This is a genomic window from Pseudomonas sp. AA-38 (assembly GCF_029457475.1).
Taxonomy (GTDB): Bacteria; Pseudomonadota; Gammaproteobacteria; order Pseudomonadales; family Pseudomonadaceae; genus Aquipseudomonas.
Map to the genome: position 1 here is coordinate 3,920,201 of NZ_CP120359.1, position 20,861 is coordinate 3,941,061.

16 protein-coding genes, 3 tRNA genes and 3 pseudogenes are annotated in these 20,861 nt (G+C 63.9%); 9 read left to right on the forward strand and 13 right to left on the reverse strand.

What is annotated here, in order from left to right:
- The first annotated feature begins 2 nt into the window (after positions 1-2).
- Positions 3-953 carry a hypothetical protein gene (locus PVE35_RS18030; RefSeq protein ID WP_277372571.1) on the forward strand — a complete coding sequence of 317 codons (951 nt, stop codon included), beginning with the start codon at positions 3-5 and terminating at the stop codon, positions 951-953.
- 60 nt (positions 954-1,013) lie between these two features.
- Here PVE35_RS18030 and PVE35_RS18035 read toward each other — a convergent pair whose 3' ends face one another.
- Genes PVE35_RS18035 through PVE35_RS18045 form a run of 3 tightly spaced genes read right to left on the reverse strand, consistent with a single transcriptional unit; the run spans position 1,014 to position 2,933 of the window.
- Positions 1,014-1,835 carry an aldo/keto reductase gene (locus tag PVE35_RS18035; protein ID WP_277372572.1) on the reverse strand — a complete coding sequence of 274 codons (822 nt, stop codon included), beginning with the start codon at positions 1,833-1,835 and terminating at the stop codon, positions 1,014-1,016.
- Positions 1,822-2,250: a VOC family protein gene (locus tag PVE35_RS18040; RefSeq protein ID WP_277372573.1), complete on the reverse strand. Its 429-nt coding sequence runs from the start codon at positions 2,248-2,250 to the stop codon at positions 1,822-1,824. The genes PVE35_RS18035 and PVE35_RS18040 overlap by 14 nt, the downstream gene beginning before the upstream one ends.
- Positions 2,251-2,252: 2 nt before the next feature.
- Positions 2,253-2,933: a methyltransferase domain-containing protein gene (locus PVE35_RS18045; protein WP_277372574.1), complete on the reverse strand. Its 681-nt coding sequence runs from the start codon at positions 2,931-2,933 to the stop codon at positions 2,253-2,255.
- Positions 2,934-3,183: 250 nt separating this feature from the next.
- On the opposite strand from PVE35_RS18045, the gene PVE35_RS18050 reads away from it, so the two are divergent.
- Positions 3,184-6,213 (forward strand): transglycosylase domain-containing protein, encoded by a 3,030-nt coding sequence (locus tag PVE35_RS18050; RefSeq protein ID WP_277372575.1) that lies wholly within the window; start codon positions 3,184-3,186, stop codon positions 6,211-6,213.
- Positions 6,214-6,247: 34 nt separating this feature from the next.
- Here PVE35_RS18050 and PVE35_RS18055 read toward each other — a convergent pair whose 3' ends face one another.
- The 4 genes and pseudogenes from PVE35_RS18055 to PVE35_RS18070 all read right to left on the reverse strand — a co-directional run bounded on the left by PVE35_RS18055 (position 6,248) and on the right by PVE35_RS18070 (position 10,262).
- Positions 6,248-6,466: a VF530 family protein gene (locus PVE35_RS18055; protein ID WP_268178494.1), complete on the reverse strand. Its 219-nt coding sequence runs from the start codon at positions 6,464-6,466 to the stop codon at positions 6,248-6,250.
- Positions 6,467-6,550: 84 nt separating this feature from the next.
- A pseudogene (putP, locus tag PVE35_RS18060) lies at positions 6,551-8,028 on the reverse strand (sodium/proline symporter PutP).
- Positions 8,029-8,384: 356 nt separating this feature from the next.
- The gene (locus tag PVE35_RS18065) at positions 8,385-9,503 is read right to left on the reverse strand and encodes a GNAT family N-acetyltransferase (protein ID WP_277372576.1); all 1,119 of its coding nucleotides are present in this window, start codon (positions 9,501-9,503) and stop codon (positions 8,385-8,387) included.
- Positions 9,504-9,569: 66 nt separating this feature from the next.
- Complete coding sequence (locus tag PVE35_RS18070) at positions 9,570-10,262, reverse strand: NUDIX hydrolase (RefSeq protein ID WP_277372577.1); 693 nt, start codon at positions 10,260-10,262, stop codon at positions 9,570-9,572.
- A 143-nt stretch (positions 10,263-10,405) separates the two neighbouring features.
- On the opposite strand from PVE35_RS18070, the pseudogene PVE35_RS18075 reads away from it, so the two are divergent.
- From PVE35_RS18075 to nadE, 3 genes and pseudogenes are all read left to right on the forward strand, one after another.
- Positions 10,406-11,049: pseudogene (locus PVE35_RS18075) on the forward strand (nicotinamidase).
- Positions 11,046-12,251 carry a nicotinate phosphoribosyltransferase gene (pncB, locus tag PVE35_RS18080; RefSeq protein WP_268178499.1) on the forward strand — a complete coding sequence of 402 codons (1,206 nt, stop codon included), beginning with the start codon at positions 11,046-11,048 and terminating at the stop codon, positions 12,249-12,251. Before PVE35_RS18075 ends, pncB begins: the two are co-directional and overlap by 4 nt.
- Before the next feature lie 10 nt (positions 12,252-12,261).
- Positions 12,262-13,089 (forward strand): ammonia-dependent NAD(+) synthetase, encoded by an 828-nt coding sequence (nadE, locus tag PVE35_RS18085; RefSeq protein ID WP_268178500.1) that lies wholly within the window; start codon positions 12,262-12,264, stop codon positions 13,087-13,089.
- A 146-nt stretch (positions 13,090-13,235) separates the two neighbouring features.
- On the opposite strand, the pseudogene PVE35_RS18090 reads toward nadE, so the two are convergent.
- Both PVE35_RS18090 and dcd read right to left on the reverse strand, forming a co-directional pair.
- Positions 13,236-13,437 (reverse strand): annotated as a pseudogene (locus PVE35_RS18090) (hypothetical protein); the annotation flags it as partial.
- Positions 13,438-13,506: 69 nt separating this feature from the next.
- Positions 13,507-14,073, reverse strand: coding sequence for a dCTP deaminase (gene dcd, locus PVE35_RS18095; protein WP_268178502.1), 567 nt, complete (start codon positions 14,071-14,073; stop codon positions 13,507-13,509).
- Between the two features lie 302 nt (positions 14,074-14,375).
- Here dcd and PVE35_RS18100 point away from each other — a divergent pair, with 302 nt between their 5' ends.
- Positions 14,376-14,588: a cold-shock protein gene (locus PVE35_RS18100; protein WP_268178504.1), complete on the forward strand. Its 213-nt coding sequence runs from the start codon at positions 14,376-14,378 to the stop codon at positions 14,586-14,588.
- Between the two features lie 152 nt (positions 14,589-14,740).
- Here the strand turns inward: PVE35_RS18100 and PVE35_RS18105 are convergent.
- From PVE35_RS18105 to PVE35_RS18120, 4 genes are all read right to left on the reverse strand, one after another.
- Positions 14,741-14,817, reverse strand: a tRNA-Asp gene (locus PVE35_RS18105).
- A 107-nt stretch (positions 14,818-14,924) separates the two neighbouring features.
- Positions 14,925-15,001 (reverse strand) — tRNA-Asp (locus tag PVE35_RS18110).
- Positions 15,002-15,033: 32 nt separating this feature from the next.
- A tRNA-Val gene (locus tag PVE35_RS18115) sits at positions 15,034-15,109 on the reverse strand.
- An 88-nt stretch (positions 15,110-15,197) separates the two neighbouring features.
- Entirely contained in the window at positions 15,198-15,671 is a 474-nt protein-coding gene (locus tag PVE35_RS18120; protein ID WP_268178506.1) for a MarR family transcriptional regulator, read from the reverse strand.
- Positions 15,672-15,780: 109 nt separating this feature from the next.
- On the opposite strand from PVE35_RS18120, the gene PVE35_RS18125 reads away from it, so the two are divergent.
- The 3 genes from PVE35_RS18125 to PVE35_RS18135 all read left to right on the forward strand — a co-directional run bounded on the left by PVE35_RS18125 (position 15,781) and on the right by PVE35_RS18135 (position 20,738).
- Complete coding sequence (locus tag PVE35_RS18125) at positions 15,781-17,550, forward strand: N-acetylglutaminylglutamine amidotransferase (RefSeq protein ID WP_277372578.1); 1,770 nt, start codon at positions 15,781-15,783, stop codon at positions 17,548-17,550.
- Between the two features lie 139 nt (positions 17,551-17,689).
- Positions 17,690-19,429 (forward strand): N-acetylglutaminylglutamine synthetase, encoded by a 1,740-nt coding sequence (gene ngg, locus PVE35_RS18130; RefSeq protein WP_277372579.1) that lies wholly within the window; start codon positions 17,690-17,692, stop codon positions 19,427-19,429.
- A gap of 109 nt (positions 19,430-19,538) precedes the next feature.
- A complete protein-coding gene (locus PVE35_RS18135; RefSeq protein WP_277372580.1) occupies positions 19,539-20,738 on the forward strand; it encodes an osmoprotectant NAGGN system M42 family peptidase in 1,200 nt (399 codons plus the stop codon).
- Positions 20,739-20,861 lie beyond the last annotated feature (123 nt).

A 20,861-nucleotide genomic window follows, 5' to 3' on the forward strand; every position in this document is an offset into this window, starting at 1 on the left:
TCATGCACACGAGCTACAACCTTCGCCTCATCGGCGCCGCCTTGTGCGGCGCCCTCTTCCTCGGCGGCTGCGCCAATCAATTGCCGCAGCGCAGCGAACACGAGGAGCGTATCGAACGCAAACTGCTGGATCACAGCCTGCAGATCGATGTCGGTGAACCCAAGGTGCTGGAGCTGCCGCAACGGCGCGTGCGCGTGCATGAGCAGAAGAGCTTCGAGGTCACTGCCTTCGAGGTTACCCGTCGCTACGACCGCTACACCCCCTACCAGCCCTGGCGCGAGCTCTACGAGGTGCCCATGGGTGCGGTGGCGGTGGTCGCCGGTGTCGGTGCCAACGTGCTCAACGTGGTGCTGCTCGGCAGCCTGCCGGAAACCGCGACCCGTGACTGGATCAGCTACGGCATGGCCGGCCTCAACCCCTTCATGAACGTCGAGTCCAACGGCCGCGCGGAGCAGAACCTGGCCAGCATCAACGAAACCCAGCGTGATCGGCGCATGGAGTACAGCAACCTGCCATGGGCCGAACGCCCTGTGCAGGTCAAGGCCAACCAGCAACAATTCGAGCTGCTCACCGATCGCAATGGCGTGTTACGCCTGAACCTGCTCGACAGCCCCTTCAGTGAACAGGACATCGGCCGCATCGGCACCCTGCTGCTGAGCGTCGAGGATGAACAGGGTCAGGCCCAGGCGCAGGCCAGCCTGCTGGTCAGCCATACCCTGCGCAGCAAGTTGCGCGAAGCCCATGACCTGATCTTCGACGACCTGGAAGGCGACGACGTGGCCCAGTGGGTGCATCGGGTCAAACGCCTGTCCGACCTCGGCCTGGAAGAAGAAGCCAGCGAGCTGGAACAGAGCCTGATCGAGCTGACCCGCAATGATCCGGAATTGCAGGAGGCCTTCCTCAAGGCGCTGCTCAAGGACGCCGGACGCCTGGCGGCCGATCCAGCCAACTGATTGCCGGCGGCAGATCCTGTCGCCTTTCCGTTCCGGGGCAATGCCACGCTGCCAGCCCCTTCAGACCATTTCCAGCGGTCGCTTGCCCTGCGGCGGTGCGAAGGCCTCATCCAACAAAACCAGGTCATCCGCCTGCAGGCTAATGGCAGCCGCCGCGGCGTTATCGCGCAGATGCGAACTGTCGACCGCCTTGGGAATGGCAATCACGCCGTCCTGCCTGAGTGTCCAGGCCAACGCTACCTGAGCCGGCGTCCCCCCATGCCGCTCGGCGACCCGGCGCAGCCTGGGCTCATGCAGCAAGGCACCCGCCTGACTCAGCGGACAGTAGGCCATCAGCGGCATGCCAACGCGCTGCTGCCAAGGCAACAGATCATGTTCGATGCCACGTGCTTCCAGGTTGTACAGCACCTGATTGGTTCGGCACGCCGGCTGATCCAGTTCGAGCAGGTCGTCCAGATCGAAGTTGGAAACGCCCCAGGCCGCGATCTTGCCCTGCTCACGCAGCCGCTCGAAGCCTTCGACGGTCTCCGCCAGCGGATGGCGACCGCGCCAGTGCAGCAGGTAGAGATCGATACGCTCGCAACCCAGGCGCTTCAGGCTGCGCTCACAGGCCGCCTGGACACCGTCCAGACTGGCGTTGTGCGGATAGACCTTGCTGACCAGAAACACCTCGTCACGGCGCCCGGCAATGGCCTCGCCCACCACTTGCTCCGCGCCACCCTCGCCGTACATCTCGGCGGTGTCGATCAGGCTCAGCCCCAGATCCAGCCCTTCACGCAGTGCGGCGACCTCACGCGCGCGCTGGCGCTCATCCTCACCCATACGCCAGGTGCCCTGGCCGATCACCGGCACCTGCACGCCTGCCAATTCAATTCTGCGCATCGCTTTCTCCCACAGGGCTTCTGACCAGGTCATACCCCTCACCACGCCATTGCAGTAGACACAGTCCGTGGCCAAAGGGATCGCTCAATGTGACCAGACGTCCCCAGTCATGTTCACTGATCTCACCTTCCTGTTGTGCGCCAGCAGCGAGCGCCCGCGCAGTGTCCAGATCATCGACGAGCAGATCCAGATGCAACGGCATCCAGTGCCGCTGATAGTCGCGCCGCACGTCGGCCTGCGAACACGCTGGAGTGGCTGCGGCCTTGTGCAACAGGTAGAGCGGTACGCCTGCGCCGAGCAGCTCGACGACCGTGCCATCAAACAACACTCGCCCGACGCTCAGCCCGAAGGCCTGCTGATAGAAAGCCACCGCAGCCGGCAGATCGGGAACGTCGAGATTCAGCAGCAATTGCATGATCAGAGCGGCTTGAGCAGCAGCAGCAGCGATACCGGCTGCACGCTTTCCGGGTGCAGTGGCTCCTGCAGCCACTCCAGGCGCCAGCCAGTGGCCGCGATCAGACTCAACCAGGACTGCAACGTGCGGAAGAACCAGGGCATGGGCGCCTTGAAACCTTCACCGAAACCGGCGAAATCCTCGACCCGCCAGCCGTCCTGATAGGGCTCCCCGTGGCTGGCGCGCCAGGGGTGCAGGGTCTGGATCAACAGGCTGCCACCCGGCGCCAACAGCCCGTGCAGGCTCTGCATGAAGGCTTCGAGCGGCTCTTCGAGCAGGGCGAAATTGCACACCAGCACCTCGAAGCGCCCCAACTGCTCGGCATGGTTCTGCAATTCGGCATAGCCGCACACACGGTACTGGCTGCCGCCCTTGCAGGCGGTGCGCGCCTGTTCGATCAGGGGCGCCGAAGCATCCACACCCACCGACTCGATGCCATGCTCGAACAGGCCACGGCATAGCCAGCCTTCGCCACAGCCGATGTCCAGCACGCGCCTGGGCTGCAAGGCCAGCACGGCCTGGAGGATCGCCGCATCGGTCACCAGGCGACGGCTCTCGATGCGCTGCTCACGTACCGCCGCCGCCCAGGCATCGGCATTGGCCTGCCAGCTCAACTGCAATTGTTCACGGTGATCGCGTTGCATGGGGGAGTCCTTGCGCGAGGCGTGCTAGGGTCTGTTGCCGTTTCGCGCACGGCCGCGACGGAACGGCAACAGACCCTAGGCATTCTAGGGCCTATTGCAGAGGCACGCACGGCTCCCGGCAACTATCGGGTAGACGGGCTAGACTGCAGTTACACGACAAGCATCTGATAGCTGAGCGTGGCACGAGTGGTGGGTCATGGGCGTATCAAGGCACTCCGCTTTTCAGCGGTACGACCATTCGCAGCAAGGAATGCAGGCGCGCAAAAGGAGACGGCACAGACGCCGGCTCTGCTATGCGTTGTTGGCGCTGCTGATACTGGGCGCGGCCCTGCTACTGGCCTTCGAGCTACGCAGCGCGCATTTCCAGTCCCGTGAGCTGAGCCGCTATGCCGCCACTCTGACCTACCAGTTGGCGCCGGGGCCGAGCCCGGCCATCGTCTACCCCAGCGACGGCCCGTTCGACAAACGCCAGGGCTACGCCTATCTGCCCCTGCTGCTCGAGCGCCTGCAGCAACGCGATTTCAGCATCACCGAGCAGGTGCGCTTCTCTCCGGCACTGCTGCGCTACAGCCAGAGCGGGTTCTTCCCGCCCTATGTGGAGAAGAGCAGCAGCGGCCTGACGCTGACCGACTGCCGTGGCCTGCCCTTCTATGACTTCCACTATCCCCGACAAGGCTACGCCAGCTTCGCGGACATCCCACCCCTGGTTGTCAGCAGCCTGCTGTTCATCGAGAACCGTCATCTGCTGGATCCCACGCAACCCCTGGCCAACCCAGCCGTCGACTGGCCACGTTTCGCCATGGCGGCGCTGTCGCAGCTCGGCAAGCTGCTCGACATGCAGGATCAGTCCGCCGGTGGCAGCACCCTGGCCACGCAACTGGAGAAGTACCGCCATTCCCCGGACGGGCTGACGTTGTCTGGCGGGGAAAAACTGCGCCAGATGATTTCCGCCAGCGTGCGTGCTTACCAGCAAGGCCCGCAAACCCTGGCCGCACGCCAGCGCATCGTGCGCGACTACCTCAACAGCGTGCCCTTGTCGGCGGCGCCCGGGCATGGCGAGGTGCATGGTCTGGCCGATGGTCTGCACATCTGGTACGGCGCCGACTTCGCCCAGGTCAACGCCCTGCTCGACCCTGCACGCACGCCCCAGGCCAGTGCCGCCGAGCGGGGCCTGGCGTTGCGTCAGGTGCTGTCGCTGATGATCGCCCAGCGTCGCCCGACCTATTACCTGGCCCAGGGTCGCAAGGATCTGCAAGCCCTGACCGACAGCCATATCCGCCTACTGGCCAGTGCCGGGGTGATTGACTCCAAGCTGCGCGACGCCGCACTGGATCAGCCCATGGAGTACCGCGACTGGGCACTGCAGCCCAACCTGCGCACGGTGGAGAACGACAAGGGCATCAGCGTGGTGCGCTCGCGCCTGTCCAGCCTGCTGGGCATGCCGCTGTATGACCTCGACCGCCTCGATCTCAGCGCCCACAGCACGCTGCAACATGATCTCCAGCAGGCCGTCAGCCGCTACCTGCAACGCCTGGCCGAACCGGGCTTCGCGGAAGACATCGGGCTGTTCGGCGAACGCCTGCTGTCACCGCAGAAAACCGCCGCCGTGCGCTACAGCTTCACCCTGTTCGAGCGCACCGCCAATGGCAGCCTGGTGCGGGTGCAGACCGACAGCACCGATCAGCCGTTCGACATCAACGAAGGCAGCAAGCTGGAGCTGGGCTCCACCGCCAAGCTGCGGGTATTGACCACCTATCTGGAGATCATCGCCGAGCTGCATCGCCGCCATGCCGGAAAATCCGCCGCCGAGCTGGCTGCGCTGGATATCGCCGAACAGGATCCGCTAAGTCGCTGGAGCATCGATTACCTGCGCCGGCATCCTGATGCCGACCTGGCCAGCATGCTCGATGCCGCGCTACAACGGCGCTATTCGGCCAACCCACACGAGCGTTTCTTCACCGGCGGCGGCGTGCATACCTTCGGCAACTTCCGACGCCAGGACAACGACCGCAATCCCACAGTGCGCGAGGCGCTGCGCGAGTCGATCAACCTGCCCTTCGTACGCCTGATGCGCGACCTGGTGCGCTACAGCACCTACCAGAACAGCGCCGAACTGCTCAAGGACGACGAGGATCCACGCCGCCTGCAATATCTGCAGCGTTTCGCCGACCGCGAAGGGCGCACCTTCCTCCTGCGCTTCTGGCGCAAGTACCAGGGCCAACCCGAGCAACTGCGTTTGGAAACCTTCCTCAGCGGTCTGCAGCAAACCCCAGTACGCCTGGCCGCCGTGCATCGCTACCTGCACCCCGACGCCGAGCGCGACAGCTTCGCCGCCTTCCTGCGCGCACAGCTACCGCAACAGGCGCTGAGCGACGCACGCATCGAGCAGCTCTACACGCGTTATGCCCCCGGTGCCTACAGCCTGCCGGATCAGGGCTACATCGCCCGGGTGCATCCACTGGAACTGTGGCTGTTGGGCTTTCTCGCCAGCCACCCGCAGGCCAGCTTCGAGGATGCCGTCGCCGCCAGCTTCAGCGAGCGTCAGGAGGTCTACGGCTGGCTCCTGCGCAGCCGGCACAAGAGCGCCCGCGACAGCCGCATTCGCATCATGCTGGAGGTGGAGGCCTTCTCCGACATCCACCGGCGCTGGCGCAACCTGGGCTACCCCTTCGGCCATCTGGTGCCCTCGCTGGCCACCGCCCTGGGCAGCTCGGGTGATCGCCCAGCGGCCCTGGCCGAGCTCATGGGCATCATCCAGAACGACGGCATCCGCCAGCCGGTGCTACGCATCGAAAGCCTGCACTTCGCCGTCGGCACACCCTACGAAACCCGCCTGCACAACGAAGGAAGCAAGGCGCGCCGGGTCATGCCTTCGGAGGTCGCTGCGGCGCTGCGCGAAGCCCTTTCGCAGGTGGTCGAAGGCGGCACTGCCAGGCGCCTGCAGGGCAGTTTCCAGCCGGCGGACGGACAACTGCTGACCCTGGGTGGCAAGACCGGCACCGGCGACAACCGCATCGAAAGCGTGGGTTCTGGGGGCCGCGTGCTCAGTTCACGGGCGCTCAACCGCACGGCCACCTTCGTCTTCTACCTCGGTCCGCGGCATTACGGCACCCTCACCGCCTTCGTGCCTGGGCGCGACGCCGAGGGGTTCTCCTTCACCTCGGCACTGCCGGTGCAAGTGCTCAAGGGTATGGCACCGATCCTGGCCCCCTACCTCGAAGCCGCCAGCACCACGCTGTGCACAACGCCTACCAGCACCACCCGGATCAGTTGGCAGTAAACCGACGCCAACGCATCACGCTGCTGGCAGGTACTCAATCGCCTACACGGAAGGTCTGCAGGTACAACGCCTCGACCTTGGCCCGTGCCCAGGGCGTCTTGCGCAGGAAGGTCAGGCTCGACTTGATGCTCGGCTCATGCTTGAAACAGCGCACGTCCACCTCGCGCGCCAGCCCCTCCCAGCCGAGACGCTCGACCAGTGCGGTGAGAATTGTCTGCAGGCTGAGGCCGTGCAAGGGATCGTTGCTGTGCATGAGGCAGTTCCGTGTTCAGATCGCATGAAATGAAAAAAGGCGATGACTGCCGTGCAATCATCGCCTTCTGTACAGCCTGCCGGATTATACCGACTTGTATTCCTGCTCGGCCTTGTCGAAGCGGCTGATCATCGAGGCGCTCGGCGCCTGACCGATACGGCTGAAGACGACGATGGCCAGGGTGGCGAGGATGAAGCCCGGAATGATCTCGTACAGACCCAGGCCGATCCAGTTCTTCCACACGATCACGGTAGCCGCACCGACCAGCATACCGGCCAGTGCGCCGTTGCGGGTCATGCCCTTCCACACCAGAGAGAGGATCACCACCGGGCCGAAGGCAGCACCGAAACCAGCCCAGGCGTAGGACACCAGGCCCAGTACGCGGTTATCCGGGTTGGCGGCCAGAGCGATGGCCACCAGAGCCACCAGCAGCACCATGGCGCGGCCGACCCAGACCAGCTCGGTCTGCGAAGCGCCCTTGCGCAGGAAGGCCTTGTAGAAATCTTCGGTCAGGGCGCTGGAGCACACCAGCAGTTGGCAGCTCAGGGTGCTCATCACCGCAGCGAGGATGGCGGACAGCAGGATGCCGGCGATCCAGGGGTTGAACAGCAGTTTGGCCAGCTCGATGAACACGCGTTCCGGGTTCTCGCCGACCGGGCCGGCTACGTCAGGGTGTGCCGAGAAGTAGGCGATGCCGAAGAAGCCCACAGCAACAGCGCCAGCCAGGGTCAGGATCATCCAGGTCATGGAGATGCGACGGGCAGCCGGAATCGAGCGCACCGAGTCGGCCGCCATGAAGCGCGCCAGGATATGCGGCTGGCCGAAATAGCCCAGGCCATCAGCGAGATCACGCCGACGAAGGTAGCGCCCTTGAGCATGTCGAAGTTGGTCGCGTCCACCGCCTCGATGGCGACCATCGCCGGGTCGAAGCCACCGGTGGCGATCATCACCACGATGGGGGTCAGGATCAGCGCGAAGATCATCAGCGTGGCCTGCACGGTGTCGGTCCAGCTCACCGCCAGGAAGCCACCGATGAAGGTGTAGGCGATGGTGGCGGCAGCGCCGGCCCACAGTGCGGTTTCGTAGGACATGCCGAAGGTGCTCTCGAACAGACGGGCGCCGGCCACCACGCCGGAGGCGCAGTAGATGGTGAAGAACACCAGGATCACCAGCGCCGAGAAGATACGCAGGATGCGGCTGTTGTCCTCGAAACGATTGGTGAAGTAGTCCGGCAGGGTCAGCGCGTTACCATTGTGCTCGGTCTGCACACGCAGACGGCCGGCCACGAACAGCCAGTTCAGGTAGGCGCCGATGACCAGGCCAATGGCAATCCAGCTTTCCGAGATACCGGCAACGAAGATGGCGCCCGGCAGGCCCATCAGCAACCAGCCGCTCATATCCGAAGCACCGGCGGACAGCGCGGTGACGAAACTGCCGAGGCTGCGGCCACCGAGGATGTAGTCGGAAAGGTTCTTGGTACGCAGATAGGCGATCAGACCGATCAGCACCATGGCGGCGATGTACACCACGAAGGTGACCAGCATTGGAGTACTAGCTGTCATTTGGGGGGCTCCCCTCTCGTTTGTTGTTATAGGGCGTGGACTCGGCCACTCCCAGCATTGGCAAAACGCATTCGCTCGGGGCGAACACCACGCAAGCACCACGCCGTGTTGATACGGATCATGGGAGGTGGTACCCGGTTCATCCTAGGCTATCTACGAAAAGCATTAGCCTTCGGCGTTCTTTCGTACAGAGCCTAGCAAGACACCGGCAAAAACGGCCTGATAACAGCCGACGGCGGAATGTAGAGGTTGCACCGCGTCTGCTTCTTGCAAAAAACTCTGGATTTTTTGCAGGAAACTCCAGCACCGGGCACTTACCGACGTGCGTGCCATCACCGCGAGGCGCGCGATCATAACTACCGGAAGGGCAGATAACCACGGGCCTCTTCGGCATAGGCGCGCACGCCTGGGCGCTCTTGCTCGAGAAAATCCGCCACGGCGGCACGCAAGCCAGGATGGCAGAGACGGTGCCAGGAATGCGTGATGACCGGCTCGAATCCGCGAATCAGCTTGTGTTCACCCTGCGCCCCGGCATCGAAGCGTGCATAACCGGCGTCGATGGCCAGGGCCATGCCCTGATAGAAACAGGTCTCGAAATGCAGGCGGTCGAACTCGGCCAGGCAGCCCCAGTAGCGCCCATAGAGGGTATCGCCGCCCACCAAGCAGAAGGCCATGGCCACTGCACGGCCATGCTGGCGCGCCAGCACCAGGCGAATCGCCTCGGGCATGCGCTCGGCCAGCAGGCTGAAGAAAGCGCGCGTCAGGTAGGGTGCCTGGCCGCGCACATGGTAGGTATTGGCATAGCAGTGGTAAACGAAATCCCAGTCCGCCTCGCTCAGCTCATGGCCCTGGCGCCAGTCGAACTCGATGCCCTGCCCGGCCACCTGCTCGCGCTCCTTGCGCATCTGCTTGCGTTTGCGCGAGCTGAGCGCATCGAGAAAGTCCTGGAAGTCGCGATAGCCACGGTTGTGCCAGTGGAACTGGCAACCCAGGCGCTGCAACCAACCGTCACGCCCGGCCAGCACCTGATCGCAAGCCGGCGAAGTGAAGTTGACATGCAGGCTCGACAGCCCCTCGTCCTCCAGGGCGATGCTCAGGGCATCGAGCAACTGCTCCGCCGCCTGCGCCGCGCCGAGCAGGCGTGCACCAGCGACTGGCGAGAACGGCACGGCACCGAGCAGCTTGGGATAATAGGCGATACCGGCGCGCCGACAGGCATCGGCCCAGGCATGGTCGAACACGTATTCGCCATAGGAATGCTGCTTGAGATAGGCCGGCAGCGCCGCCTGCACCTGCCCACTCTCATCGCACCAGAGGCGATGCGATGGCTGCCAGCCACTGTGCCCGCCGACGCTGCCGCTGTCCTCCAGTGCGGAGAGAAAGGCATGGCGCACGAAGGGCTGCGGCTCGGGCAACAGCGCATCCCAGGTAGCGGCCGGCAGCGCATTGAGTGAGTCGAGGCTCTGTAAGGGCATGGCGAAGATCTCGTGGCGCGAACGACATCGGCACAGGATGACAGTCCGCAGGTGGCCTGTCAGCGTTCAGGCGAGCAGGCTGCGGTCGAAGATGAAGGCGCCCGTCGCCACCGGGCGGTGCTCCAGCAAGTTCTGGGGTCGACCCATCTTCGGGTAGTTCTTCTCGCCGGTGTCATGGATCCAGCCTTGCGCCTTCATTCTGTCCAGGCGCCCGCGCAAGGTGGTGTGCTGCAGCGGCTGGCCCAGACAGGCCTGGAACGCACCGAGCGCCTCGGTCACGGTGAAGCGCGACGCCAGCAGGTATAGCGGCAGCGAGCTGTACACCGACTTGCCCTGCAGGCGCTCCACCGCCAGGCGTACCAGTTGCGCATGGTCGAAAGGCAACGCCTGCGCGCCGCGGGTGACCGCCTGCACCTCGACGAAGCGCAGGTTTTCATCCTGCGCCTCGGCACCCGGCGCCAGCAACGCCAGGTAGCAGGTGCTCAGCGACCAGCCACGCGGGTCGCGCACGCCATTGCCCACCGTCGCCACCTGTTCCAGATACTGTGGCTGCAGCCTGGCCTTGTCCGCCAGGGCACGGGCGGCGGCGGCATCCAGGCTGGCATCGGCACAACGACCGTTGACCAGCACACCCGGCAGTGCCCATTGCCCGGCATAGGGCTCACGCTGGCGGCGCAGCAGCAGCATCTGCAGACCACCTTCGTCGCCCAGACGCAGGGCCACGATATCCACCCCGGCCAGAACCTCCACTGCACTCATCGCGTCCCTCAATTTTCCTTACCACTTACTTCATCTTGACCAATAATCCGCCATCTTTCACGCCCCGATGAGAAAAACCTCTTGACTACATATTTCACCAGATGAAATATGTAGTCACCCCATGCGCAAGAAGGAGGCGCACCATGAAGATCGCCAGCTTCGACGTAGACGCTCAGAAAGGCTTTACCCCGCTGTGCCCCGACGAACTGCCCGTACCCGAAGGCGATACCATAGTGCCGGCGCTGAACCAGATGGCCATGCGCGGGCAGTTGCGCCTCGGCAGCAAGGACGCCCATAGCCCGCAGGCCGCCTGGGTGGTGCCGGAACCTGCGCAGATGCTGCAACCCCTGCCGCTGGCCAATGCCGACCTCACCTGGGTCAGCCATTGCGTACCCGGCACCCCGGTTTCGAGCTGCTGGACGGATTGCCCGCGCCTCTGGATTACGACTATTTCGTGTGGAAAGGCGTGGAGCCGGATCTGCACCCCTACGGCGCCTGCTATCACGACCTGGGCGAGAAACGCAGCACAGGCGTGATCGAATTTCTTCGGCAAAATGGCGTCGACCTTGTATTGGTCGGCGGCCTGGCGCTGGATTACTGCGTCAAGACCACGGCCCTGCAACTGCGCCGTGCAGGCTTCGAGGTGATCGTCCACCTGCCGGCCTGCCGCGCAATCGCCAGCGAAACTGCCGAAGCCGCCTGCATCGCCATGCGCGAGCGCGGCATCACCCTCAGCGCCAGCCTGGAACAGCTAGACAGCCTCTTAGCCAAGGAGAATCCGCGATGAGCGAGAGCATCTTCGCCGAGCGTATCGTGCAGAACCTGCTGGACACCGACTTCTACAAGCTGACCATGATGCAGGCAGTGCTGCACAACTACCCCAACGCCGAGGTGGAATGGGAGTTCCGCTGCCGCAGCAGCGAGGATCTGACCCCTTATCTGGCCGAGATCCGTTACCAGATCGAACGTCTGAGCGAACTGAGCCTGAGTGTCGACCAGCTCGCCTTCCTCGAGCGCATCTCCTTCATCAAACCGGACTTCATCCGTTTCCTCAGCCTGTTCCGCTTCAACCTGCGCTACGTGCACACCAGCATCGAAGATGGCCAGTTGAGCATCCGCCTGCGCGGCCCCTGGCTGCACGTGATCCTCTTCGAGGTTCCGCTGCTGGCCGTCGTCAGCGAAGTACGCAACCGCTATCGCTACCGCGAAGTCCTGCTGGAGCAGGCCGCCGAACGCCTCTACGAGAAATTCGACTGGCTCAAGGCCGAAGCCTCGCCGAGCGAACTGGCCGGCTTCCAGCTCGCCGACTTCGGCACCCGCAGGCGCTTCTCCTACCGCGTGCAGGAGCAGGCGGTGCATATCCTCAAGCGCGACTTCCCTGGCCGTTTCGTCGGCACCAGCAACGTGCACCTGGCACGCGAATTCGACCTCAAGCCCATCGGCACCATGGCCCACGAATGGCTGATGGCGCACCAGCAACTGGGCCCACGCCTGATCGACAGCCAGATCGCCGCGCTCGACTGCTGGGTACGTGAGTACCGTGGCCTGCTCGGTATCGCCCTGACCGACTGCATCACCATGGACGCCTTCCTGGCGGATTTCGACCTGTACTTCGCCAAGCTCTTCGACGGCTTGCGTCACGACTCCGGCGACCCGCTGGTGTGGGCGGAAAAAGCCATCGCCCACTACGAGAAGCTCGGCATCGACCCGATGAGCAAAACCCTGGTGTTCTCCGACGGCCTCGACCTGCCCAAGTCGCTACGGCTCTACCGTGCACTTAGCGGGCGAATACACGTAAGCTTCGGCGTTGGCACCAACCTGACCTGCGACATCCCCGGCGTCGAGCCGATGAACATCGTGATCAAGATGATCGCCTGCAACGGTCAGCCGGTGGCCAAGATCTCCGATACACCCGGCAAGACCCAATGCCGCGACGAGAATTTCGTCCACTACCTCAAACACGTCTTTCGCGTCCCTGACGCCCAGTGAGGACACCGACATGAGCAACCGCCAAGCCGAAATCGCCGCCGCCCTCGATGTGGTGCCGCCCTTCGCCGACGAGGCCGCGCTGATCGCCCAAATCGAGAAGCGCAAGACCTTCATCAAGAACAGCCTGAAGAATGCCGGCCTCAAGGTGCTGGTGCTGGGCATCAGTGGCGGCGTCGACTCGCTGACCGCCGGGCGTCTGGCCCAGCTCTCGGTCGAGGAACTGCGGGCGGAAACCGGCGATAGCACCTACCGCTTCATCGCCGTGCGCCTGCCGCACAACGCTCAGCACGACGAGCACGATGCCCAGGATTCGCTGAAATTCATCCGCGCCGATGAAGAGGACACGGTCAATATCGCCAGCAGCGTGACCGGCCTCGGCGAGCAGGTCACCCATCTGCAGAAACTCAGCGATGCACGCCGCGACTTCGTCGTCGGCAATATCAAGGCGCGTATCCGCATGGTCGCCCAGTTCGCCATCGCCAACGCCAACAATGGCCTGGTGATCGGCACCGACCATGCTGCCGAAGCGGTAATGGGCTTCTTCACCAAGTTCGGTGACGGCGCCTGCGACCTCGCCCCGCTGTCCGGCCTGGTGAAGAAGCAGGTGCGCGCCATTGCCGCACATCTGGGCGCACCGCAGCACCTGGTGATGAAAACCCCGACCGCCGACCTGGAAGAGCTGCGCCCAGGCAAACCGGACGAGGAAGCGCACGGCGTGACCTATGCCGAGATCGACGCCTTTCTGCATGGCGAAAAGGTCAGCGACGAAGCCTATGCCACCATCGTGCGCACCTACGACAACACTCGCCACAAGCGCGAGCTGCCGCTGGTGCCCTGATAATTCGCAGGCATAACGAAGAAGCCGGGCATTACCCGGCTTCTTCGTATTCGGCATGGGGATGGAGCGCCCTCTCAGAACCGTCCGTTGACCACTCGCTCGGCCGGACGTGCGCTGCGCTCGCAGATTTCTCGAGGGCGGCAACCGGCAACCGGCGCAGGAGGCGGCTGATCAGGCAAGGTCGGCTCGCCCGGCTCCTGCGGCGGCACGGGTTTACCGGGCTGATCCGGCACGTCGGGATTGGGCTGGCCGGGAATGGCGGCAGCATTGAGGTCGACAAGGGACATGGCGGGCTCTCCTGAGCGTGGGCTGTAGCAGGTTGAGTGCTGCCCGCTCGGGAAGATTCAGCCTTTTCGACCAATGACTTCGCCCATGAAAAAGCCGGGCATGGCCCGGCTTCGTAGCGCTGCCAGGCATTCAGGCCTTGGGCAGGGTCACGCCGGTCTGGCCCTGGTACTTGCCACCCCGGTCACGGTATGACACTTCACAGGCCTCGTCGGACTGCAGGAACAGCATCTGCGCCACGCCCTCGTTGGCGTAGATCTTCGCCGGCAGATTGGTGGTGTTGGAGAACTCCAGGGTCACGTGGCCTTCCCACTCCGGCTCCAGCGGCGTGACATTGACGATGATGCCGCAACGCGCATAGGTGCTCTTGCCCAGGCAGATGGTCAGCACGTCTCGAGGGATGCGGAAGTATTCCACGGTGCGGGCCAGGGCGAAGGAGTTCGGCGGAATGATGCAGACGTCACTCTTGATATCGACGAAGCTCTTCTCGTCGAAGTTCTTCGGATCGACGATGGCCGAGTGAATGTTGGTGAACACCTTGAATTCATCGGCACAGCGCACGTCGTAGCCGTAGCTGGACACCCCGTAGGAGATCACGCGGCTGGCATCGGCGCCACGCACCTGGCGCTCGACAAAGGGTTCGATCATCCCCTGTTCCTGGGCCATGCGGCGAATCCACTTGTCCGATTTGATGCTCATGGCGAAGGTCCTGAATTGGGTCGTTGCAAGAAAAGTGAGCGCATCTTACCGAGGCTGGTGCCACGCTTCAAAGACCGGCAACAGGCTCATTGCGCAATATTTGCGAAAAAAGCTGCATCCAGCATTCGCACTTGGCGATAAAAACACGTATGGTGTGATCACTGTGCTGCATGTGTCACCGCGAATCGCTACTTGATGCCTAGATCTCGATCCAAACATCGTCCGACTCCTAGTACTCGTTGCACTCAGTCCCGGCCTGGGCTTTTCCGAGGCTGTTATCAATTCTGTTTAGGAGACATCACATGTCCAATCGTCAGAACGGCACCGTCAAGTGGTTCAATGATGAGAAAGGCTACGGCTTCATCACCCCGCAATCCGGTGACGACCTGTTCGTACACTTCAAAGCCATCCAGGCTGACGGCTTCAAGACCCTGAAGGAAGGCCAGCAGGTCTCCTTCGTGGCTACCCGTGGCCAGAAAGGCATGCAAGCTGAAGAAGTTCAGATCGTTGGTTGATCTGCGCTGATCGCTTGAAAAAGAGCCCCGCCTAGTGCGGGGCTTTTTTATTGCAGCGCAAAAGCGAATCCATGCTCGCCCGGAGCCTGGCTAGCGCCGATCCCGCAAGAAATAAAAAACCCGTCGATCTTGCGATCGACGGGTTTCGTATATGGCGCAGCGGACGGGACTCGAACCCGCGACCCCCGGCGTGACAGGCCGGTATTCTAACCGACTGAACTACCGCTGCGTGTCGGTTGGACTTGCGTCCAAGTAACTCATGAAACTCTGTAGCATCCGATGGCACCCTGCTGGGTTTACCATCTCGAACCGACCCAAGGTCGATCCGGGAAATAATGGCGCAGCGGACGGGACTCGAACCCGCGACCCCCGGCGTGACAGGCCGGTATTCTAACCGACTGAACTACCGCTGCGCGTCGGCTGGACTTGCGTCCAAATTCGCTAATGGTGGGTGGTGACGGGATCGAACCGCCGACCCTCTGCTTGTAAGGCAGATGCTCTCCCGGCTGAGCTAACCACCCATGTGCCTTAGCGAGGCGCGCACTTTATGCAGGCGGCGGTGCTAAGTCAACACCCTGCTTGAATTTTTCTGAAATAAAGCGCCTTGCCTCAGTCCATTTCACCGCACAGCTCGGCCGCCCTCAGCAAGGCCGCTGCCAGACTGTGGCGCTCCCAATCGGCCAAAGCGGCGAAACGCTGGTTGAACTCCGGTGGCATCAGCGACGAAGCCTGTTTGATCAGTTCGCGGCCGGCATCGGTGATCAACAGCCACTGGCGGCGGCGATCCTGGTCGTCGCGCTGGCGTTGCAGCAAACCGCGCTCCTCGAGGCGATCAAGCAGACCAGATAGCGTCGCGGCCGTCAGGCTGACGCGACTGCTGAGCACACTGGCGGTCAGCCGCGTCTCGCTGGCCAGCACCTGCAGCACCATCAGTTGCATGGGCGTCAGCCCACCGAAACGAGACAGGCGCTTGGCGTGCACCTCCCCTGCCTGCTGGAGGCGCCGCAGGGCCTGAAACAGGGGCATCTCGAACGCCATGACGGATGACAATTCTATTTCATCAGGAACTTTTTTATCACTCATAAGCACCAATTCATAACAACCAAAACTTTGACATGAAAGCATTATTTTGTTTTGGTGTAAAAGGCCCGATGACGGGCCACTCCCCAACGGCAACACCGGTAAGGAACTTATGTGCGCAATAGCTGGAGAACTACGTTTTGATCGACGCCCCGCGGATCTGGCGGCAGTCGAACGCATCACCCACCACCAAGCCCCTCGCGGCCCAGACGCCCATGGCTTCCACAGCCAAGGCCCCATCGCCCTCGGCCATCGCCGCCTGAAGATCATGGATCTGGCCGAAGCCTCGGGCCAGCCGATGATCGACAGCGATCTCGGCCTGTCCATGGTATTCAACGGCGCCATCTACAACTACCCCGAATTGCGTGCCGAGCTGGAAACGCTCGGTTATCGTTTCTTCTCCGGCGGCGACACCGAAGTGCTGCTCAAGGGCTACCACGCCTGGGGCGAAAAGCTGCTGCCCAAGCTCAACGGCATGTTCGCCTTCGCCGTCTGGGAGCGTGATAGCCAACGCCTGTTCATAGCCCGTGACCGCCTCGGCATCAAGCCGCTGTACCTGTCGCGCACTGGCGAGCGCCTGCGCTTCGCCTCGTCGCTGCCAGCCCTGCTGCAAGGCGGCGACATCGCCAAGACGCTGGACGCCGTAGCGCTGAACCACTACCTGAACTTCCACGCCGTGGTGCCGGCACCGCGCACCATTCTGGCGGGCGTGGAGAAGCTGCCGCCCGCCACCTGGATGCGCGTCGACGCCGACGGCCAGGTCGAGCAACAGACCTGGTGGACGCTGCAGTTCGGCCCGCAGGGCGAGGAAGTGAACTACGGCCTGGAAGAATGGCGCGACCGTACGCTGGAGACCATGCGCGAAGCGGTGGAGATTCGTCAGCGCGCCGCCGTGGACGTTGGCGTGCTGCTCTCTGGCGGCGTCGACTCGAGCATGCTGGTGGGTCTGCTGCGTGAAGCCGGCGTGGAAAACCTGCTGACCTTCTCCATCGGCTTCCAGGATGCCGGCGGCGAGCGCGGCGACGAATTCCAGTATTCGGATCTGATCGCCCAGCGCTTCGCCACCCGTCACCACCAGTTGCGCATCGGCGAGCACGAAATCCTCGAGCAACTGCCGCAGGCTTTCCGCGCCATGAGCGAGCCGATGGTCAGCCATGACTGCATCGCCTTCTACCTGCTCTCGCGCGAAGTGGCCAAGCACTGCAAGGTGGTGCAGAGCGGCCAGGGCGCGGACGAACTGTTCGCCGGCTACCACTGGTATCCGCAGGTCGATGGCGCCGACGATGCTTTCGCCGCCTACCGCGCCGCCTTCTTCGACCGCGAGCACGACGAGTATGCCGCCTGCGTGCAGCCGGCCTGGCTGACCGGCGACATGGCCGGCGAGTTCGTCCGCGAGCACTTCGCCCAGCCTGGCGCTGAGGCCGCCGTGGACAAGGCGCTGCGTCTGGACAGCACGGTGATGCTGGTGGACGACCCGGTCAAGCGCGTGGACAACATGACCATGGCCTGGGGCCTGGAGGCACGCACGCCGTTCCTCGACTACCGCGTGGCCGAGCTATCGGCGCGTATCCCCGCGCAGTTCAAGCTGCCTGAAGGCGGCAAGTACGTGCTCAAGGAAGCAGCGCGCAAGGTCATCCCCAGTGAGGTGATCGACCGGCCCAAGGGCTACTTCCCGGTACCTGGCCTCAAGCATCTGGAAGGCGCCACCCTCGGCTGGGTACGCGACCTGCTCCTCGATCCCAGCCAGGATCGCGGCCTGTTCAATCCGAAGATGCTCGACCAGTTGCTGACCAACCCGCAGAGCCAGCTCACGCCGCTACGCGGCTCCAAGCTGTGGCAGCTCGCGGCGCTCAACCTGTGGCTGAGCGAGCAAGGGCTGTAATGACAAGGGAGCGGCTCGCGGCCGAAACGGAATGTCGCCCAGCCGCTCCTACGAGCTAAAGAACGGTCGCAGCCCGGATGCAATCCGGGATCGGCACGACTCAACACTCGATCCGGCTCAGACCGGCGAAGGACAACTCATGCGCTCCCCTGCCTTCAAGCAACGCCTGATCCGCGGCCAGACGCCTTCCTACGAACGCCTGCAAGCGCGCCTGGCCGAAGATCACACCAGCGAGCCGAGCCAGCCGCAGGCCATCCATTGCGGCTGGGGCCGGCTGCTGATCGGCCACACCTACCCGGATGCCACGGCACTGGCCGAAGCGCTACTAGGCGAACAGACCGGCGAGCGTGACATCGCCCTGTACGTCGCCGCGCCGCATCAGGTGCTGGCCCACGCCCCGCAGCAACTCTTCCTCGACCCTTCCGACACCCTGCGCCTGTGGTTCACCGATTACCGCCCGGCACGTCGCAGCTTTCGCGGTTTTCGCATTCGCCGGGCGCAGAACGACGCCGACTGGCAGGCCATCAACTGCCTGTACCAGACCCGCAACATGCTACCCATCGACCCGGCCAAGCTCACCCCCTACAACGAAGGCGGCCCCACCTACTGGCTGGCCGAGGACGAGGACAGCGGCACGGTGATCGGCAGCGTCATGGGCCTCAACCACCAACGTGCCTTCCGCGACCCGGAAAACGGCAGCAGCCTCTGGTGCCTGGCGGTCGACCCGCAATGCAGCCGCCCTGGCGTCGGCGAGGTGCTGGTGCGCCATCTGATCGAGCACGGCATGAGCCGTGGTCTGAACTACCTCGACCTGTCGGTGCTGCACGACAACAAGCAGGCCAAGAAACTCTACGCCAAGCTGGGCTTTCGCGAGTTGCAGACCTTCAGCCTGAAACGCAAGAACGGCATCAACCAGCCGCTGTTCCTCGGCCCCGGCCCGCAGGCTGAACTCAACCCCTATGCGCGCATCATCGTCGACGAGGCGCTGCGTCGCGGCATCGAGGTGCAGGTGGATGACGCCGAAGCCGGGCTGTTCACCCTCAGCCATGGCGGGCGCCGCATCCGCTGCCGCGAATCGCTGTGCGACCTGACCAGCGCCGTGAGCATGACCCTGTGCCAGGACAAGCGCCTGACCCACCGTGCCCTGTCGCGCGCAGGCCTCAGCGTGCCAGCGCAATGCCTGGCCGGCAGTGCCGAAGAGAACGCTGCCTTCCTTGCCGAACACGGTGCGGTGGTGGTCAAGCCGGTGGACGGCGAACAGGGCCAGGGGGTGGCGGTGGATCTGCGCACGCCGGGCGAGGTGCAGGAAGCCATCGAGCGCGCCAGCGTGTTCGATCAGCGCGTACTGCTGGAGAGCTACCACGAAGGCCATGACCTGCGCATCCTGGTGATCGGCTACGAAGTGGTGGCAGCCGCCATTCGCCGCCCGGCCGAGATCATCGGCGACGGTCACCACAGCATCGGTGAACTGATCGATGCACAGAGCCGCCGTCGCCAGGCCGCTACCGGCGGCGAGAGCCGCATCCCCAAGGACGCCGAAACCCTGCGCACCCTGCACGGTGCCGGCCTCGACTACGACAGCGTGCTGCCGGCCGGCCAGCGCCTGGCGGTACGCAAGACCGCCAACCTGCATACCGGCGGTACTCTGGAGGACGTCACCGAGATCCTTCACCCGACCCTGCGCGACGCTGCCATCAAGGCCGCGCGCGCTCTGGAAATTCCGGTGGTCGGCCTCGACCTGCTGGTGCCGGCCGCCGATCAACCGGAACACGTGTTCATCGAGGCCAACGAGCGCGCCGGCCTGGCCAACCACGAGCCGCAGCCGACCGCCGAGCGCTTCGTCGACCTGCTGTTCCCGCTGAGCCAGGCGACCGGCTGATGCCGTGGGTGCAGGAACGGATTCATCTGCGGCGTCACGAAACGATCGGCGCTGAATTCGTTCCTACCTAGAGACAGCCTCCGCAAGCAATACAGACCAAGGAGACTCCATGCAGCCACTCCCCGAACCCGACCTCGAATACCTGCAGAAGGTACTGCTGGAGATGCTCGCCATCCCCAGCCCGACAGGTTTTACCGACACCATCGTGCGCTACGTCGCCGAGCGTCTGGAAGAACTGGAAATCCCCTTCGAGCTGACCCGCCGTGGCACCATCCGCGCCACCCTGCGCGGGCGCCAGAGCGAGTACGAGCGCTTCGACCGCGCCGTATCCGTGCACCTGGACACCATTGGCGCCATCGTCCGCGAGATCAAGGACAACGGCCGTCTCGGTCTGGCGCCTGTGGGCTGCTGGTCGAGCCGCTTCGCCGAAGGCAGCCGCGTAAGCCTGTTCACCGACAACGGCGTGATCCGTGGCAGCGTACTGCCGCTGCTGGCCTCGGGGCACGCCTTCAACACCGCCGTCGACACCCTGCCGGTGAGCTGGGATCACGTCGAGCTGCGCCTGGACGCCTATTGCGCCACCCGCGCCGACTGCGACGCCCTGGGCATCGCCGTGGGCGACTTCGTCGCCTTCGATCCGCTGCCGGAATTCTCCGAAAGCGGCCATATCAGCGCCCGCCATCTCGACGACAAGGCCGGTGCGGCGGCGCTGCTGACCGCGCTCAAGTCCATGCGCGATCATGGCCTGCAGCCGATGATCGACTGCCACCCGCTGTTCACCATCACCGAGGAGGTCGGCTCCGGTGCCGCCGCCGCCCTGCCCTGGGACGTCAGCGAATTCGTCGGCATCGATATCGCCCCGGTCGCCCCGGGCCAGCAGTCCAGTGAGCACGCCGTCAGCGTGGCCATGCAGGACTCCGGCGGCCCCTATGACTATCACCTGTCACGCCAGCTCCTGCGCCTGGCCGCCGAGAACGAGATCGCGGTGCGCCGTGACCTGTTCCGCTATTACCACAGCGATGCCCAGTCGGCGGTCGCTGCCGGCCACGACATCCGTACCGCCCTGCTGGCCTTTGGCTGTGACGCCACCCATGGCTACGAACGCACCCATATCGACAGCCTCAAGGCGCTGACCCAGATCCTCACCGCCTACGTACTCAGCCCACCCGTCTTCGCCAGCGACGCGCAACCCGCGCAAGGCTCGCTGGAGCGTTTCAGCCATCAACTGGAGCACGAAGCGCAAATGGAAAGCGATACCCGTGTTCCCCCCGTGGACAGCCTGCTCGGCCAGCGCGAACAGGACGCTTGAAGGCGGCACTGCATAAAGGCAAAGTGACACGAGACTGGAGGGGGGACGCGAGTTCCCCCTTTTTCAGCCCTGCCAACCCGAGCTGCCTGCTCGCGATAAGAATGACTCTGGCCCAGAGGTTCG